Source organism: Nocardia rhizosphaerae (assembly GCF_042650365.1).
GTDB classification, from domain to species: Bacteria; Actinomycetota; Actinomycetes; order Mycobacteriales; family Mycobacteriaceae; genus Nocardia; species Nocardia rhizosphaerae.
In genome coordinates this window covers 319249-334767 of the sequence record NZ_JBHSBA010000014.1, presented here as the reverse complement: position 1 = coordinate 334767, position 15519 = coordinate 319249, and the positions used below count along the sequence as shown (strand labels likewise).

The following is a 15519-nucleotide window of genomic DNA, read 5'->3' as shown; positions in this document are numbered from 1 at the left end:
GTGACCTGGCTTCGTCGCTGCGGTGTCCCGCACACGGTGGACGAGTGCCCGGCCGCGCCGTGATGATGGGGTATGGAGTCTTCCAGCGCCGACAGTCTGCCGATTCTGAGTCCGGTCTCCTCCAGCGGTCGCCGTGGCGCGTTCCCGCCGATCGACGACTACGCGTTCCTGTCCGATTGCGAGACGAGCTGCCTGATAGCCAGTAGCGGCTCGGTCGAGTGGATGTGTGTGCCCCGCCCCGATTCGCCCAGCGTGTTCGGTGCCATCCTGGACCGCAGCGCCGGCCATTTCCGGATCGGGCCGTACGGCAAACATGTCCCGGCCGCGCGCCGCTACCTGCCCGGCGGGATGATCCTGGAGACGACCTGGCAGACCGAGACCGGCTGGCTGATCGTGCGCGACGCGCTAGTACTCGGGCCGTGGCACAACAACATCGCCCGCTCCAAGACCCACCGCCGCACGCCGATGGACTGGGATGCCGAGCACCTGCTGTTGCGGACGGTGAAGTGTGTCAGCGGCACGGTCGAGTTGGAGATGAGCTGTCAGCCGTCGCTGGACTACCACCGGGGCGGGGCCCGCTGGGAGTACACCGGCAAGGTCTATGAGCAGGCGACGGCGGTGGCACTGAACCATCCGGAGAACGGGCCGTCCCTGGTGCTCAACACCGATCTACGGCTCGGTCTGGAGGGCAGGGAGGCGCGGGCGCGCACCAGGATGAGTGAGGGCGACGCGGTGTTCGTCGCGCTGTCCTGGTCGGATCTGCCCGCGCCCGCCACCTTCGACGAGGCGGCAGCGAAGATGTGGACGACCGCCGAGTGCTGGCGCCGCTGGATCACGCTCGGCGACTTCCCCGATCATCCGTGGCGCAGCTATCTCCAGCGCAGCGCCCTGACGCTCAAGGGCCTCACCTACGCCCCGACCGGCGCGCTGATCGCCGCCGCCACCACCTCGCTCCCGGAAACCCCCGGCGGGGAACGCAACTGGGACTATCGCTACACCTGGGTGCGCGATGCCAGCTTCGCGCTGTGGGGCCTGTACACCCTCGGGCTCGACCGCGAGGCTAACGACTTCTTCAACTTCCTCAACGACGCGACCACCGGCGAGGACGGCGACGCCCTGCCGTTGCAGGTGCTCTACGGCATCGGCGGGGAACGCCGGATCACCGAGGAGGTACTGCCCGAGCTGTCCGGTTACGACAACTCGCGGCCGGTCCGCATCGGCAACGCCGCCTACAACCAGGACCAGCACGACATCTGGGGCACCATGCTCGATGCGGTGTACCTGCATGTGAAGTCACGTCAGCAGGTGCCGGAGTCGTTGTGGCCCATGCTGGAACGCACCGTGGATGCCGCGATCGCGCGCTGGCGCGAACCCGATCGCGGCATCTGGGAGGTGCGCGGGGCGCCACAGCATTTCACCTCGTCGAAGGTGATGTGCTGGGTCGCGCTCGATCGCGGCGCCCGGCTGGCCCAGCTGCACGGCCAGCACGAGCGGGCCACCGAATGGTTCGGTATCGCCGAGGAGATCCGCGACGATGTGCTCGCCAACGGAGTGGACGCCGATGGCGTGTTCACCCAGACCTACGGCGGCGACACCTTGGACGCCTCCCTGCTGATGGTGGTGCTGACCCGCTTCCTGCCGCCGGAGGACCACCGGGTGAAGGCCACGGTGCTCGCCATCGCCGACCGGCTCACCGTGCACGGCCTGGTGCTGCGCTACGACACCGACACCACCGACGACGGGCTCGCCGGTGAGGAGGGCACCTTCACCATCTGCTCGTTCTGGCTGGTGTCGGCGCTGGTGGAGATCGGCGAGCTCGAACGCGCGACCCAGCTGTGCGAGCGGCTGCTCGGCCTGGCCAGCCCGCTGCGGCTCTACGCCGAGGAGATCGACCCACACACCGGCAGGCACCTCGGCAACTTCCCGCAGGCGTTCACGCATCTGGCGCTGATCAACGCCGTGACGCACGTGATCAGGGCCGAGGATTCCCGGCAGGCAGGCCAGTTCCAGCCCGCCCATTCCCCGTCGAACCGGCCGAACTAGGCCAGGCGTTCGGCGCGTTCGCGCAGGCCGGCCAGCGTGCGCAGCCCCGCATCGATCTCGGTGAGGCGCAGCTCCCGCTGGTCGCCGTAGCGCAGGCCGGTCTCCTCGGCGGCGCGCAGGGCTTCCTCGGCGGTGCGGCCGACCTCGGCGGCGATCTCGGTGTAGTGGTCGCGCAGTACCCGCTGCAGAGTGCGCAGCCGGTTGCGGGATTCCTTGCCCACCTGGAAGATCACGTCGTCGGCGAGCCTGGCGACGGCGACCTTGGCTTCGGCCTGCCTGCGCTGTTTGCGGCTGCGCCGTTCATCGAAGAGCGCGTTCACGCCGAGCAGGACGCCCGCCCCCGCCGAATACCAGTTGACCAGCCCCATGTCGAGCAGGCTGGTGGCCAGACCCACCATCAGGATGCCACCGTAGGAACCACGCAGTGCCGAGAGCATGTGCTGGCCGATGGCGGATTTGGCGGTTTCGAGTGCCTCCAGCGACTGCACGGGTTCCAGCACGTCGCCGGGGTTGCTCAGGCGCAGCTCGGGCAGCGGCGGGGTGCGGTTGTCCGGCGGGAACTTCGCAGCCACCTGTTCGGCGAGTTCGACGGCGCGGTAGTGCGCCATCACGAAGTTCTCCTCGACGGCCTCACAGATCCGCGCGTCGAGTTCGGTCGCGAACTCCGACCATTTGCGGGCCGGATCGGAGCGGGTGATCTCGGCCTCGGCCTCGCGGACCAGGGTGCGCAGGCGGTGACGCAGATCGTGTTCGATATCGGCGGTGAGTTCGGCGCTGCCGTCGACCAGGGTGACCTGCCAGGTGGCGGTGCGCTGGCGCAGCTGATCGGCCTCGGCGCGGGCCGCGGCGAGCCGCTGGGTGATCTCGGCGCGCCTGCGCGGGTCACGCAGGGTGTCGGCCTCCGCGCGCAGAATGACCCCGAGCTGGTCGGTGATCCGCGTCATGTCCCGGACGGCGGCCACGATGGCGACCGAATCAGCCTGGGCCACCACATAGTCGCGCAGGTGGTCGATGAGCTGCGGGACGCCGGATTCGATGTCGAGCTGCTGATCGCCCGATTCGCCCGCCCGCCGGTGCAGCACCGCCGACACCGGGGCGACCGCGAAGTTCAGCCCGGCGCCGTCGAGCAGCGCGCGATTGCGGCGCTGGGTCAGCGCCCAGTGCGGGTTGCGGTCGATCTTGGTGAGCACACACACCACCGACGGGCACACCTGCTCGACCCGGCGCAGGTAGTCCAGCTGGCGCTCGGTGAGTTCGGCGGCGGAATCGGTGGCATAGAGCACCACGTCGGCGGCGGCGATCATCGACCACGCCGCGCTCTCGTTGGCAACGGCGCCGGGCGCGTCCATCACCACCATGCCGTCGGCCAGCAGCGCGCTCGGCTCGGCGAATTCCGCGCGGAGCACGCCGAGCGCGGTCAGCGCGGGGCCTGGATTCAGCGGATCGACCGAGAGGCGTTCGACCCGGCCACGCGGCGCCGACTTGACCAGTGTCGCGGCCGGCGTCGGACCGTACTCCACGATGACCGGAACGCTGGGCTTGCCGTCGGTGGCGCTGACCGGGGTACCGATCATGCTGTTGACCAGGGTGCTCATCCCCGCCTGAGATTCGCCGACGACGACCAGGCGCACCCTGGGGTCGGTGAGCCTGGCCCGGACCATGCCGAGCCGGGCGTCGAGGTCGTCACGACCGCTGGTGCGGACCAGATCCCGCAGTTCGTCGACAAGCGATACGACCGGAGCCATCACGTCCGGGTGTTTCACCGTCGCGGCCTGCAATCCGGCAGCGGCAGCCAACCTTTTCCTCACTCTCGTTGCATGCGCTGAGGCAAACTAGATCAAGTCATACCCATGGTGCTCGGTGGGAAACACCGCGGCCTGCTGGCTTGCCCCGCCGAGGCCGGAATCGAACAGACCGGCCGACACGCCATGGTAACTGCCCGCGTGGTGGTCGACATCGGCGGCGATCGGCTTGGCGTCGACGACCGGCGGCTTCACCGGGGCGACGGTCGGCTGCACGGTGACGACCGGCGGCGGGGTGACCACACCGGGCGGATCGATGTCCACGGTCGGCTGCTTGGTCGGCACCGGCTGAACCGGCACCGTCGGCTGCTGGGTCGGGGCGGTCGGCTGCGTGGTCGGCACGGTCGGTTGCTGGGTGGGGACCGTGGCTGTCGGGGTGGATCCGGTCGGGTCCGGCACGTCGACGGTCGGCTGGGTCGGCGCGGTCGAGGGTGTGGTGGCGCCGCCGGTACCGGTCCCCGGCTCGGTGCCGACGTCGGTCGGGACGGTCGGTGTGGTTCCCGGTCCGGTGCCCGCGGTCGGCGGCACGGTGACCGCGGGCATCGTCGGCACGGTCACCGTCGGCACCTGCACCGTTGTCGGGATGTCCGGATCGACGGTCGGGACAGGCGGCGGTGCGGTCACCGGAGCGGTCGACGGGCTGGTGCCACCACCACCGGACACATCGGGCACCTCGACCGGTTTCGTCGTCGGTGTCGGTGGCGTGAACAGGTCGGGTACCGCGGCGGCGGGCGCGGTCAGCGGCGCGGCCGAGCCCGTGCCACCGAAGACGTTCGCGATCGGGGTGGACGCGGCATCGGGCTGGATCGTGGTCTGCAGCGGGGTGCTGACCACCGGGCTGAGCGCGGCGGGCGCGACGGCGGCGGGCGCGGGCGCTGGGGCGACGGGAGCGAGCGGGACCGGAGCGGGCGCGGGCGCGGGCGCGATCGGGGCGGGAGCCACCGGTGCCGGAGCGACCGGCGCCGGGGCGACCGCGGCGGGCGCGGGAGCCACTGGCGCGACCGGCGCGGGCGCTGCGGGCAGCGGCGCCGCACCCGCCGGAGCCACACCCGTCGGCGCCACCCCGCTCGGGGTGGCCGTGCTGCCGGGCAGACCGGAGCCGCCCGACGACGAACCGGGCAGACTCGGTCCGGTCGGCGAGGTCATACCACTGTCGGCGCCGCCGGGGACCTTGATGCCGTCGCCGAGCCATTTGCCGTAGTCGTCGAGCTGATCGCCGACCTGCCCGACCTGGCCGGTGATCTTCATCTGCGAGGTGAACCACACGCCGTCGGTGCCGACATGCGCGTCGACCTGCCACTCGGTGTTCACCATCGCGCCGATACCGTCGAACATGTCGCCGATCCCGTCGAACGGGCCATCGCCCGGCTTCGCCGCGACCGAATCGGTGGCATCGCCGAACTTGGGCAGCCCGTCGAAGCCGGGAATACCGATCCCCTGGCCCGGCAACCCGTCGAAGCCGGGGATACCCATCCCCTGGCCGGGCAGCCCGAGACCGGGACCGCCGGGCGCGAACGGGTTGTCGTCGTCGAGGCCGAGGCCTGGCGTGCTCGGCGCGGACTCGTAGGACGGGACGCCGATGCCGGACGAGGTCTGCCCCGACCCGGGGATCCGCAGCTCGGTGTCGCCGTCGGAGCCGGGAATCTCCGAACGCCAGTCGGATTCGGTGGAGCGCCCCACCATCGTGACCTCGGACTCCGGCTGCGGCCTCGCATCGAACGGGGAGTCGCCGAACGGGGCGAACGGCCCGGCGTCGGGGATCGGCAGATCGTTCTCGGTGAGATCGGGGAAGGTCATCACCGGGCTCGGTGCGTCGGGGCTCGGGTCGCCGGGCACGGTCTGCGTCGACCAGCCTGCCCACCGGCTGTCGGCATTGCTCGTCCCCGGAGTCGGCGCGGGTGCCGGGGTGTTCGTCGCGACCAGCGCGCCGCCGGTGACATAGGCACCGGCCCTGGCTACCCGGGCGACGCCGTTGGCGACCCGGTAGGCCAGATCGCCACCGGCCGCGGGCGCGGCCTCGTCATCGATAGGCAGTTCACGCGTCATCAATGCTCCAACATTCGCTCACTGTCGGCCCCCCACCACGTTCGAGCGAAGTGAAGATCATCCAACACTGTAGGCACCCACTTTATGGCGAGCAACGAGTTTCGGCGACCCGGTGGAATCGGGGGCCCGCGATCCCAAGAGAACTCTAACGATTGCTCAACAAAGCCTGAAGACGGGCTGCTTAGCGTCGGTTTCGCCGGTCGGTCCGATCGGCGAAACCCTTGTGAGGAGATCCACTATGACCCGATCGTCGTCCCTGCGCAGGCTGGTCGCCGTCCTCGGCGGCGCCGCCGCGCTCACCGCCGCCGTCGCCGGTGCCGCGGCCGCCGACCCCGCCCGCACCGCCGACCACGGTGACCACACGCTGGTCCTGTGCGGTGCCCCCGGCGAGCCCGCCCCACCGGCGGGCCCGCGGGTACGGATCGAACATGCCGAACCCGGTGACCGTGCGCACTTCGACCGGACCCGCCCCGTCGCGCCGGGCGAGCCCGCCCAGTTCCGGCCCGCCCTCCCGCTGCCGCCGGGCGAGCCGGGTGAGTGCGTGCGGATCGGCCCCGACGGCGAGCGGACCACCGTCCCCGCCCCGGACGGACCCATCGTCATCGCCCCGAGCCGACCACGCTGACCTGGGGGGAAGAAATGAATCGCACTAGGGTGGGCGCATGACCGGACAGCAGATCCTGGTCGTCGACGACGAGGTCCGCGTGCTCGCGTCGCTGCGGCGTGGCCTCGAACTCTCCGGCTTCGACGTCATCACCGCGGGTGACGGCGCCGCCGCGCTCGCCCTGGTGCGATCGGCCACCCCCGACGCCATGGTGCTCGATGTGAACATGCCAGAGCTCGACGGTGTCGGCGTGGTGACCGCGTTGCGGGCGATGGGCGACGACATCCCCATCTGTGTGCTCAGCGCCCGCAGCGCGGTGACCGACCGGATCGCCGCGCTGGAACGCGGCGCCGACGACTACCTGACCAAACCGTTCGATCTCGGCGAACTGATCGCCCGGTTGCGCGCGCTGCTGCGCCGGCGCGCCGCCGCCGTGGCGCCGCGGGGCACGACGGTCCGGGTGGGCGCGGTGGAGATCGACCCGGCCGGACACCGGGTGTACGCGGGCGGTCGCCAGGTCGAGCTCACCAAGCGCGAATTCGAACTGCTGGCATTGCTGGCCGAGAACGTGGGCATCGTGCTCGGGCGCGAGCAGATCCTGTCCGCCGTCTGGGGTTACGACTTCCCCACCGACACCAACGTGGTCGACGTCTTCGTGTCCTATCTGCGGCGCAAACTGGAGACCGACGGTGCCGCCAGAGTGGTGCACACCGTGCGCGGTGTCGGTTTCGTGCTGCGTGAGCGCCCGTGAGGCGCGGTTCGTGGTCGCTGCGGACGCGGGTGGCGGTCGTGTCGGCGGTGGTGGCCGCGCTGGTGACTGTCACCCTCGGCTTCACCTACGCGGCGCTGCTGCAGGTGGCGGGCACCCGCCAGCTCGATCAGACGGTCTCCACCATGCGGGTCCTCGCGGTGCCGGACGACGGTAGCGTTCCCGCGCTGCCGGTGCCCGGTCCCGCGCAGCCGCTGCCCGAACTCCCCGACCAGCCCCGCCCACCGGGCACCTTCCGATCCGACACCGCCGATCGCGGCGTGGCGCCGGTACTCGGCGCACCCGGCCTGCTGGTGCGGCTGGATCCCGATCGGGAGCGCGTCGACGCCGCCATCACCCGCAGTCAGTTGATCGGCCTCGGCATCGGGGTGGCCGGGGTGCTCGCCGCCGCCGGATTGGGTTGGGTGCTCGCCGGTTTCGCCGCCCGCCCGCTGCGCAGGCTCGCCACCGCGACGCACGAGATCGATACTCTCGACGAGCTGCCGCCGCTGTCGGGGCGCGGCGTGCGCGAGGCCGAGGAACTCTCCGACGCGATCACCAGGATGCTGGCCCGGCTCGAGACCGCGCACGGCGAGACCGGCAGAGCGCTGGCAGGCGCCCGCGATTTCGCGGCGGTCTGCGCGCACGAGCTGCGCACCCCGCTCACCGCGATGCGCACCGACCTGCAGGTGCTGGCAGGTACCGACCTGCCCGCCGAGCAGCGTGCGACCGTGCTGGCCGACGTGCTCGCCGCCGAGGGCCAGATCGAACGCACCCTCACCGACCTGGAGCGCCTCGCCGTTGGCGAGCTCACCGATCGTGACGCGTTCGAACCGTTCGAGCTGTGCGAGACACTCGACCGCGCCGTACAGAACGCGCGCCGCGCGCACCCCGCCGCCGACATCGCGCTCACCGCGTGCGATCCGGTCCCGATGACCGGTCTGCCCGGCGGCATCCTGCTGATCGTCACCAACGCCGTCACCAACGCGATACTGCACGGCGATGCCACCGAGATCGCGGTCGCCGCGCACGCCGACGACGACGGCGTCACGATCACCGTCGACGACAACGGCACCGGTATCCCGGACCAGCTGTCCCCCACCGCGTTCGAGCGGTTCGCCAAACGGCCGGGCTCGCCCGGGTCGGGACTCGGCCTCGCGCTGGTTCACCAGCAGGCCGAATTACACGGTGGCAGTGCTGAACTCACCGCCAGCCCGCTCGGCGGGACGCGACTGTCGGTGCGCGTCGCGGCCGAACCGGGGTGAGGCCTACTTGCCCTTCGGCTTGTCCGAGGCCGCGTCCGAGGACAGCGCGGCGACGAAGGCCTCCTGCGGCACGTCGACCCGGCCGATGGTCTTCATCCGCTTCTTGCCTTCCTTCTGCTTCTCCAGCAGCTTGCGCTTACGGCTGATGTCACCGCCGTAGCACTTGGCGAGCACGTCCTTGCGGATCGCCCTGATGTTCTCGCGGGCGATGATCTTCGAGCCGATCGCGGCCTGGATGGGCACCTCGAACTGCTGACGCGGGATGAGTTCGCGCAGTTTGGTGGTCATCTTGTTGCCGTAGGCCTGGGCCGCGTCCTTGTGCACGATGGCACTGAACGCGTCGACAGCCTCGCCCTGGAGCAAGATGTCGACCTTCACCAGGGCGGAGGACTGCTCGCCCGCCTCCTCGTAGTCCAGCGACGCATAGCCGCGGGTCCGCGACTTGAGCGAGTCGAAGAAGTCGAAGATGATCTCGGCCATCGGCAGCGTGTACCGCATCTCGACGCGGGTCTCCGACAGGTAGTCCATGCCGAGCAGTTCGCCGCGGCGGCTCTGACACAGTTCCATGATGGTGCCGACGAACTCGCTCGGCGCGATCACGGTGCACTTGGTGATCGGCTCGAAGGTCTGGCGCACCTTGCCCTCCGGCCAGTACGACGGGTTGGTGACGACGTGTTCGGTACCGTCCTCCATCACCACCCGGTAGATCACGTTGGGCGCGGTGGAGATCAGGTCGAGTCCGAACTCGCGCTGCAGCCGCTCGCGGGTGATCTCCATGTGCAGCAGGCCGAGGAAGCCGCAGCGGAAGCCGAAGCCGAGCGCCACCGAGGTCTCCGGCACGTAGGTGAGCGCGGCATCGTTGAGCTGCAGCTTGTCCAGCGCGTCGCGCAGATCCGGGTAGTCCGAGCCGTCCACCGGGTACAGGCCCGAGTACACCATCGGCCGCGGTTCCTGGTAGCCGGCCAGCGCCTGCGCGGCGCCGTCGCGGGCGGTGGTGACGGTGTCGCCGACCTTCGACTGACGCACATCCTTCACGCCGGTGATCAGATACCCCACCTCGCCGACGCCGAGCCCCTGCGTCGGTTTCGGCTCGGGCGAGACGATACCGATCTCGAGCAGTTCGTGCTGTGCGCCGGTGGACATCATCTTGATCTTCTGGCGCGGGGTGAGCTTGCCGTCGACGACACGCACGTAGGTGACCACGCCGCGGTAGGTGTCGTAGACCGAGTCGAAGATCAGCGCGCGGGCCGGTGCCTCGGCGTCGCCGACCGGCGAGGGCACCTCGGCGATCACCTTGTCCAGCAGCGCGTCGACGCCGACGCCGGTCTTGCCCGACACACGCAGCACATCGTCGGGTTCGCAGCCAACGATGTGGGCGATCTCGGCGGCGTAGCGGTCCGGGTCGGCGGCGGGCAGATCGATCTTGTTCAGCACCGGGATGATCGCCAGATCGCGTTCCATCGCCAGGTACAGGTTCGCCAGCGTCTGCGCCTCGATGCCCTGGGCGGCGTCGACCAGCAGGATCGCGCCCTCACACGCCTCGAGCGCGCGCGACACCTCGTAGGTGAAGTCGACGTGGCCCGGCGTGTCGATCATGTGCAGGACGAAGTCCTCGCCGTCGACGGTCCAGGGCAGCCGGACGTTCTGTGCCTTGATGGTGATGCCGCGCTCGCGCTCGATGTCCATCCGGTCCAGGTATTGGGCGCGCATGGCCCGCTCCTCGACCACACCGGTGAGCTGCAGCATCCGATCGGCCAGGGTCGACTTGCCGTGGTCGATGTGCGCGATGATGCAGAAGTTCCTGATCCGGGACGGATCGGTGAACGTCGTATCGGCAAAGCTGGAAGCCACTCCACTCCTCGAGGGGTATCGGCGAACTGCGTCCATCGTCCCATGGCGGGATCAGCGGCTCTGTCACCGGTGCACCGAAGCCCCGTGCACCGTTATATTTCAGGGATGGCCAGCAGTTGGAACACTCTCGGCAAGCAACTCGGCGTGATCGCCAAGGAGCAGGGGCCGAAGATCGTGCGCAAGCAGGGCCCGAGGCTGCTCGACAAACTGGTGGGGGCGCTGTCGACCAAGCCGGAACCCACCGTAGCGGTGCGCCCGACCGCGTCCACCCCGGTCCCCACCGCCCATCGCGCCCGGCAGATCGTCTATTGCCCGCAGCTCGACGGGCGCGCCGACCCTGGGGAGATCGTGTGGACCTGGGTGCCGTTCGAGGAGGACCCGACCAACGGGAAGGACCGGCCGGTGCTGGTGGTCGGGCGTGATCGCCGGACGCTGCTGGGCCTGATGCTGTCGTCCAAACCCGAACGCGCGCACGACCGTAACTGGATCGGGATCGGTTCGGGGCCGTGGGATCACGACGGCAGGCCGAGCTGGGTCCGGCTGGACCGGGTGCTCGACGTGCCGGAGGACGGCATCCGGCGCGAGGGCGCGATCGTCGAACGCAGGACTTTCGATCTGGTGGCGCACCGGCTGGTCGCCGAATACCGCTGGAGTTGAGGACACCGACGCGACACCCCGAGCCGGCAGGCGCAGGCTCGGGGTGTCGTCGTTCGGGTGACTAGCTGAGCACGTCGCGTGAGCGGCCGAAGATCAGGCCGTACACCAGGGCTCCGAGCACGCCGCCGATCAGCGGGAACACCACGAACGCCCACACCTGGCCCATCGCGCCGTCCTGATAGGGCGCGACGCCGAGGCTGCGGGCGGGATTGACCGAGGTGAAGTCCACCGGGATGGACACCAGGTGGATCACGGTGAGGGTGACCCCGATCGACAACCCGGCCAGCGGCACATCCGAGAGCTGGTCGGTGGAGGCGAGCACCACGAAGACCAGCAGCGCGGTGAGCATCACCTCGATGATGATCATCGCGGCCATGCCGTACCCGTTCTGCACGACCACCTCACCCAGCGGACCGGTCGCCGCCGACGGGCTGTGCGCGCCCCAGCCGTTGGCGGCGAGCCCGTCCACCGCACGGTCGTACGACGGCAGATTCTTCGCCAGCGCGAACAGCACGAGCCCGGCCAGGAAGGCACCGACGAGCTGGGCGATCACATAGCCCGCCGCGGACACCGCGCGAATCCGGCCGAGCAGTAGCTGACCGAGGGTGACCGCCGGATTCACATGACAGCCCGAGATCGGGCCGATCGCATACACCAGGAACATCAGGGACAGGCCGAAGGCGAGCGCGATACCGAGCGCACCGACCCGGTCGCCTGCCAGCACGGCGGTGCCGACACCACTGATCACGAGAACGAAGGTGCCCAACCCCTCGGCGGCCCATTTCTTGTGCTCGGGTACGACATCCGGTTCGACGAGTTCCTGCGCAGTGGGCGACATCGGCTACCACCTCTTCCGAGAGGATTCATCCCCGCGGCGAGCGGGGTCCGCACGAGCGAGATGGACATTACGCCAGCCGGGTCACCTCGACAACGACCTCGAGGTCGGTCGAGCCGCCACCGGAGAACACTCCCTTCAATGGTGGCACGTCGGCGTAATCGCGGCCGACACCGACCGAGACGTGCTGCTCGTTGACGGCCAGGTTGTTGGTCGGGTCGTATCCCCACCACTGGCCGGTCCAGGCCTCCACCCAGGCGTGCGACTGGCCGGCCACCGTTTCGCCGATCTCCGCGCCCGGCTTCGGATGCAGATACCCGGAAACGTAGCGACTGGGAATCCCCATGCTGCGCAACAACACCAGGGTCAGGTGCGCGTAGTCCTGGCAGACGCCGCGCCGCTCGGCGAAGGCTTCCAGCGCCGAGGTGTGCACCGAGGTGGTTCCGGCGATGTAGTCCATCTCCTTGTGCACCCACTCGGCCGCGCGCACCACCGCCTTGGCCGGCTCCTCACCGCGCGCGAGCTGCTTGGCGACGGTCGACAGCTTGCGGTCGCGCGGGACATACGCGGTGGGGCTGAGCATTTCGTCGAACCGGTCGGCGATCCGACCGCCGCGCAGGTCGTCCCAGCTCAGTTCGCCCGCCGGTTCGGCGAACGGCTCGGTCTCCACCACCGAGGACCCGGTCACCTCCAGTTCGGTGTGCGGGGCGTGCAGGTCGAACGCGGTGACCGCGGTCCCCCAGTAGTCGGTGTACCGATACGACCTGGTGGCAGGCACGGTTTCGACCCGGTTGAGGATCACGTTCTGTCGGCTGTCGGCCCGCGGGGTCAGCCTGGCCTCGTTGAACGACCGGGTCACCGGCGCGTCGTAGACATACCCGGTGGTGTGCACCACCCTGATCCGCCAGCTCACAGTTCTCCCTCCACCGGCACGCGGCCGTCCGCGCTGCTGCGCACATCGGTCCACGCCACCCATGGTGCGGCGTGGAAATACTGGCGCGACACCGCCTCGCTCACCTCGCGGCACGATTTCTGCAAGGCGAGCAGGCGGTTCTGCAAGTCCTCCAGCAGCACACCGGGCGGCAGGAACTCGAGCTCGCTCCGTGCCCGGCCGAGCACCCGCTGCGCCTCGTGCCTGGCGCCGACGCGGCTGCCGGGCCGCTGGTCGAGTTCGGTCAGGCAGTCCTCGGCGACGCGCAGCGTGTGGAACACCGAGCGCGGGAAGAGCCGGTCGATCAGGATGAACTCGGCGACTCTCGCCGCGTCGAGCGCGCCGCGATGAGTGCGCAGGTAGGTGTCGTGGGCACCGGCCGAACGCAGCACCGTCACCCAGGCAGGCGAGGAGGTGCGGTCGCCCGCGCGGGAGAGCAGCAGCCGCACCATCATGTCGACCCGTTCGATGGAGCGGCCGAGCAGCAGGAAGCGGTAGCCGTCGTCGCGGGACAGCGTGGAGTCGGTCAGGCCGGTGAACATCGCCGCCCGGTCCTTGACGTAGGAGAAGAACTCGTGCGGGCCGAGGCCACGCGCCGCCTTCTCCGCCGCCGCCAGCCCGTTGTAGGTGGCGTTGAGGCATTCCCACATCTCGCTCGAGGTCACCTCGCGGGCACCGCGGGCGTTCTCGCGGGCCTTGGCGATCGAATCGCTGATCGACACGCCGTGGTCGTGACTGAACGCGACGAGGTCGGTCACCGACCACACGTCCAGCGGCAGACCGTCGGGTGGTTCGATACCGAGCACCTTCAGCAGCACCCGGGAGGTGCGGTCGGCATCGACGGTGGCGTCCTCGAGCAGGTGGTGCACGGCGACGTCGAGAATGCGCGCGGTGTCGTCGGCGCGCTCGACGTATCGGCCGATCCAGTACAGGGATTCGGCATTGCGAGCAAGCATGTGTCCAGTCCCCGATCGACGTTACGTCTGTTGTTGTTGCTGCTGTTGCTGATTGGCCTGCGGCGTGCTGAGCTCGCGGCCGAGTTCGAACGAATCGGCCTGCGGTGGATCGCTCACCAGTTCCGGGCCTGCCAGTTCGCGGTCGACCGGGCCGGAGCGACCGGCCAGTACCCAGGTGTCCTTGCTGCCGCCGCCCTGGCTCGAGTTCACCACCAGCGAGCCCTCAGGCAGCGCGACCCTGGTGAGCCCGCCGGGCAGCACCCAGATGTCGTCACCGTCGTTGACCGCGAACGGGCGTAGGTCCACGTGCCGGGGAACCAGCTCGTTGCCGATCTTGGTCGGCACCGTCGACAGCTGCACCACCGGCTGCGCGATCCAGCCCCGCGGATCGGCCTTGACCTTGCGCCTGACCGCCTCCAGCTCGCGCGCGGACGCGTCGGGCCCGATCACGATGCCGTACCCGCCCGACCCCTCGACCGGTTTGACCACCAGCTCGGCGACCCGGTCGAGCACCTGCTCGCGTTCGTCGTCGAGCCAGCAGCGGAAGGTGTCGACATTGGGCAGGATCGGCTTCTCGCCCAGGTAGTACTCGATGATCGTCGGCACGTAGGTGTAGATGAGCTTGTCGTCGCCGACACCGTTGCCGACCGCGCTGGAGATCACCACATTGCCCGCGCGGGCGGCGTTGAGCACCCCGGCGACGCCGAGCACCGAATCGGGCCGGAAGTGCATGGGGTCGAGGAAGGTGTCGTCGATGCGCCGGTAGATCACGTCGACCTGCCGCTCCCCCGCGGTGGTGCGCATATAGACGACATTGTCGCGGCAGAACAGGTCGCGACCCTCCACCAGCTCCACGCCCATCTGCCTGGCCAGCAGCGAGTGCTCGAAGTAGGCCGAGTTGTGCACACCCGGCGTGAGTACCACCACGGTCGGGTCGGCCTCGTTCGGCGCCGCCGAGGCGCGCAGCGCGCGCAGCAGGTGGGCCGGGTAGTCGCCGACCGCGCGCACCCGGTGCGAGGAGAACAGGTCGGGGAAGACCCTGGCCATCGTGCGCCGGTTCTCCATCACATAGGAGACACCCGACGGTGAGCGCAGATTGTCCTCGAGCACCCGGAAGTCGCCGCGCTCGTCGCGCACCAGGTCGATACCCGACACGTGGATGCGTACCCCGTTGGGTGGGACCAGGCCCGCGGCCTCCCGGTGGAAATGCTCACACGAGGTGACCAGCCGCTTGGGAATCACCTGATCACGCAGGATGTTCTGCTCGCCGTAGACGTCGGCGAGGAACAGCTCCAGCGCGGTGACCCGCTGTTTGATACCGCGCTCCAGCTTGGTCCACTCTGCGGCCGCGATCACCCGCGGCACCAGGTCGAGCGGGAACGGCCGCTCCTGCCCGGACAGCGAGAAGGTGATGCCCTGATCGATGAACGCCCGGTCCAGCGCGTCCGAGCGCTTGGCCAGGTCGTCGACGTCATTGGCGGCCATCGCGGCGTGAATGCCCTTGTAGGGCGCGCGGACCCGCCCCGCCGCGTCGAACATCTCGTCGAAAGCCTCCGCGAAGCGGCCGGGACCGTACCCCTCGAACAGGCCGGCGTGGGAGGCGTGACCGTTGGTTCTCACCACCGCCGGTGATGCAGATCGAGCCTTACTCGGCGCTGTGGTGGATGTCATGAGAAAAACTGTGCATCACCCAGGGGCAGGGTCGTGTGAGACACAGGTAAATTTCTCGCATCACCTGATTCAGGTGAAATCCGCCGTGCCCGGTCCAGGCTTTCGATGCC

Annotated in this window: 12 protein-coding genes; 5 read left to right on the top strand and 7 right to left on the bottom strand. The window is 69.6% G+C overall.

Annotation, left to right across the window (positions count from 1 at the left end):
• Positions 1-72: 72 nt before the first annotated feature.
• A complete protein-coding gene (locus ACFOW8_RS21815) occupies positions 73-2043 on the top strand; it encodes a glycoside hydrolase family 15 protein (protein WP_378553045.1) in 1971 nt (656 codons plus the stop codon).
• Here ACFOW8_RS21815 and ACFOW8_RS21810 read toward each other — a convergent pair.
• Positions 2040-3839, bottom strand: coding sequence for a hypothetical protein (locus ACFOW8_RS21810; protein ID WP_378553044.1), 1800 nt, complete (start codon positions 3837-3839; stop codon positions 2040-2042). The genes ACFOW8_RS21815 and ACFOW8_RS21810 overlap by 4 nt on opposite strands.
• A 36-nt stretch (positions 3840-3875) precedes the next feature.
• A complete protein-coding gene (locus ACFOW8_RS21805) occupies positions 3876-5891 on the bottom strand; it encodes a hypothetical protein (RefSeq protein WP_378553042.1) in 2016 nt (671 codons plus the stop codon).
• 238 nt (positions 5892-6129) lie between these two features.
• On the opposite strand from ACFOW8_RS21805, the gene ACFOW8_RS21800 reads away from it, so the two are divergent.
• Genes ACFOW8_RS21800 through ACFOW8_RS21790 form a run of 3 tightly spaced genes read left to right on the top strand, consistent with a single transcriptional unit; the run spans position 6130 to position 8508 of the window.
• The gene (locus ACFOW8_RS21800) at positions 6130-6516 is read left to right on the top strand and encodes a hypothetical protein (RefSeq protein WP_378553041.1); all 387 of its coding nucleotides are present in this window, start codon (positions 6130-6132) and stop codon (positions 6514-6516) included.
• Between the two features lie 37 nt (positions 6517-6553).
• Complete coding sequence (locus ACFOW8_RS21795; RefSeq protein WP_378553039.1) at positions 6554-7246, top strand: response regulator transcription factor; 693 nt, start codon at positions 6554-6556, stop codon at positions 7244-7246.
• Positions 7243-8508, top strand: coding sequence for a HAMP domain-containing sensor histidine kinase (locus ACFOW8_RS21790; protein WP_378553037.1), 1266 nt, complete (start codon positions 7243-7245; stop codon positions 8506-8508). Before ACFOW8_RS21795 ends, ACFOW8_RS21790 begins: the two co-directional genes overlap by 4 nt.
• A 3-nt stretch (positions 8509-8511) precedes the next feature.
• Here the strand turns inward: ACFOW8_RS21790 and lepA are convergent, their stop codons facing one another.
• Positions 8512-10395 carry a translation elongation factor 4 gene (gene lepA / locus ACFOW8_RS21785; protein ID WP_378553035.1) on the bottom strand — a complete coding sequence of 628 codons (1884 nt, stop codon included), beginning with the start codon at positions 10393-10395 and terminating at the stop codon, positions 8512-8514.
• Between the two features lie 69 nt (positions 10396-10464).
• Between lepA and ACFOW8_RS21780 the strand changes: the two genes are divergently transcribed.
• Positions 10465-11016 carry a type II toxin-antitoxin system PemK/MazF family toxin gene (locus ACFOW8_RS21780; RefSeq protein WP_378553034.1) on the top strand — a complete coding sequence of 184 codons (552 nt, stop codon included), beginning with the start codon at positions 10465-10467 and terminating at the stop codon, positions 11014-11016.
• A gap of 61 nt (positions 11017-11077) precedes the next feature.
• On the opposite strand, the gene ACFOW8_RS21775 is transcribed toward ACFOW8_RS21780, so the two are convergent.
• The 4 genes from ACFOW8_RS21775 to ACFOW8_RS21760 all read right to left on the bottom strand — a co-directional run bounded on the left by ACFOW8_RS21775 (position 11078) and on the right by ACFOW8_RS21760 (position 15277).
• Positions 11078-11854 carry an aquaporin gene (locus ACFOW8_RS21775; protein WP_378553032.1) on the bottom strand — a complete coding sequence of 259 codons (777 nt, stop codon included), beginning with the start codon at positions 11852-11854 and terminating at the stop codon, positions 11078-11080.
• Positions 11855-11921: 67 nt separating this feature from the next.
• Positions 11922-12764, bottom strand: a complete 843-nt coding sequence (locus tag ACFOW8_RS21770) for a transglutaminase family protein (RefSeq protein WP_378553030.1) — start codon at positions 12762-12764, stop codon at positions 11922-11924.
• Complete coding sequence (locus ACFOW8_RS21765; protein WP_378553028.1) at positions 12761-13738, bottom strand: alpha-E domain-containing protein; 978 nt, start codon at positions 13736-13738, stop codon at positions 12761-12763. Before ACFOW8_RS21765 ends, ACFOW8_RS21770 begins: the two co-directional genes overlap by 4 nt.
• A 21-nt stretch (positions 13739-13759) precedes the next feature.
• The gene (locus ACFOW8_RS21760) at positions 13760-15277 is read right to left on the bottom strand and encodes a circularly permuted type 2 ATP-grasp protein (RefSeq protein ID WP_378553190.1); all 1518 of its coding nucleotides are present in this window, start codon (positions 15275-15277) and stop codon (positions 13760-13762) included.
• Positions 15278-15519: the final 242 nt, after the last annotated feature.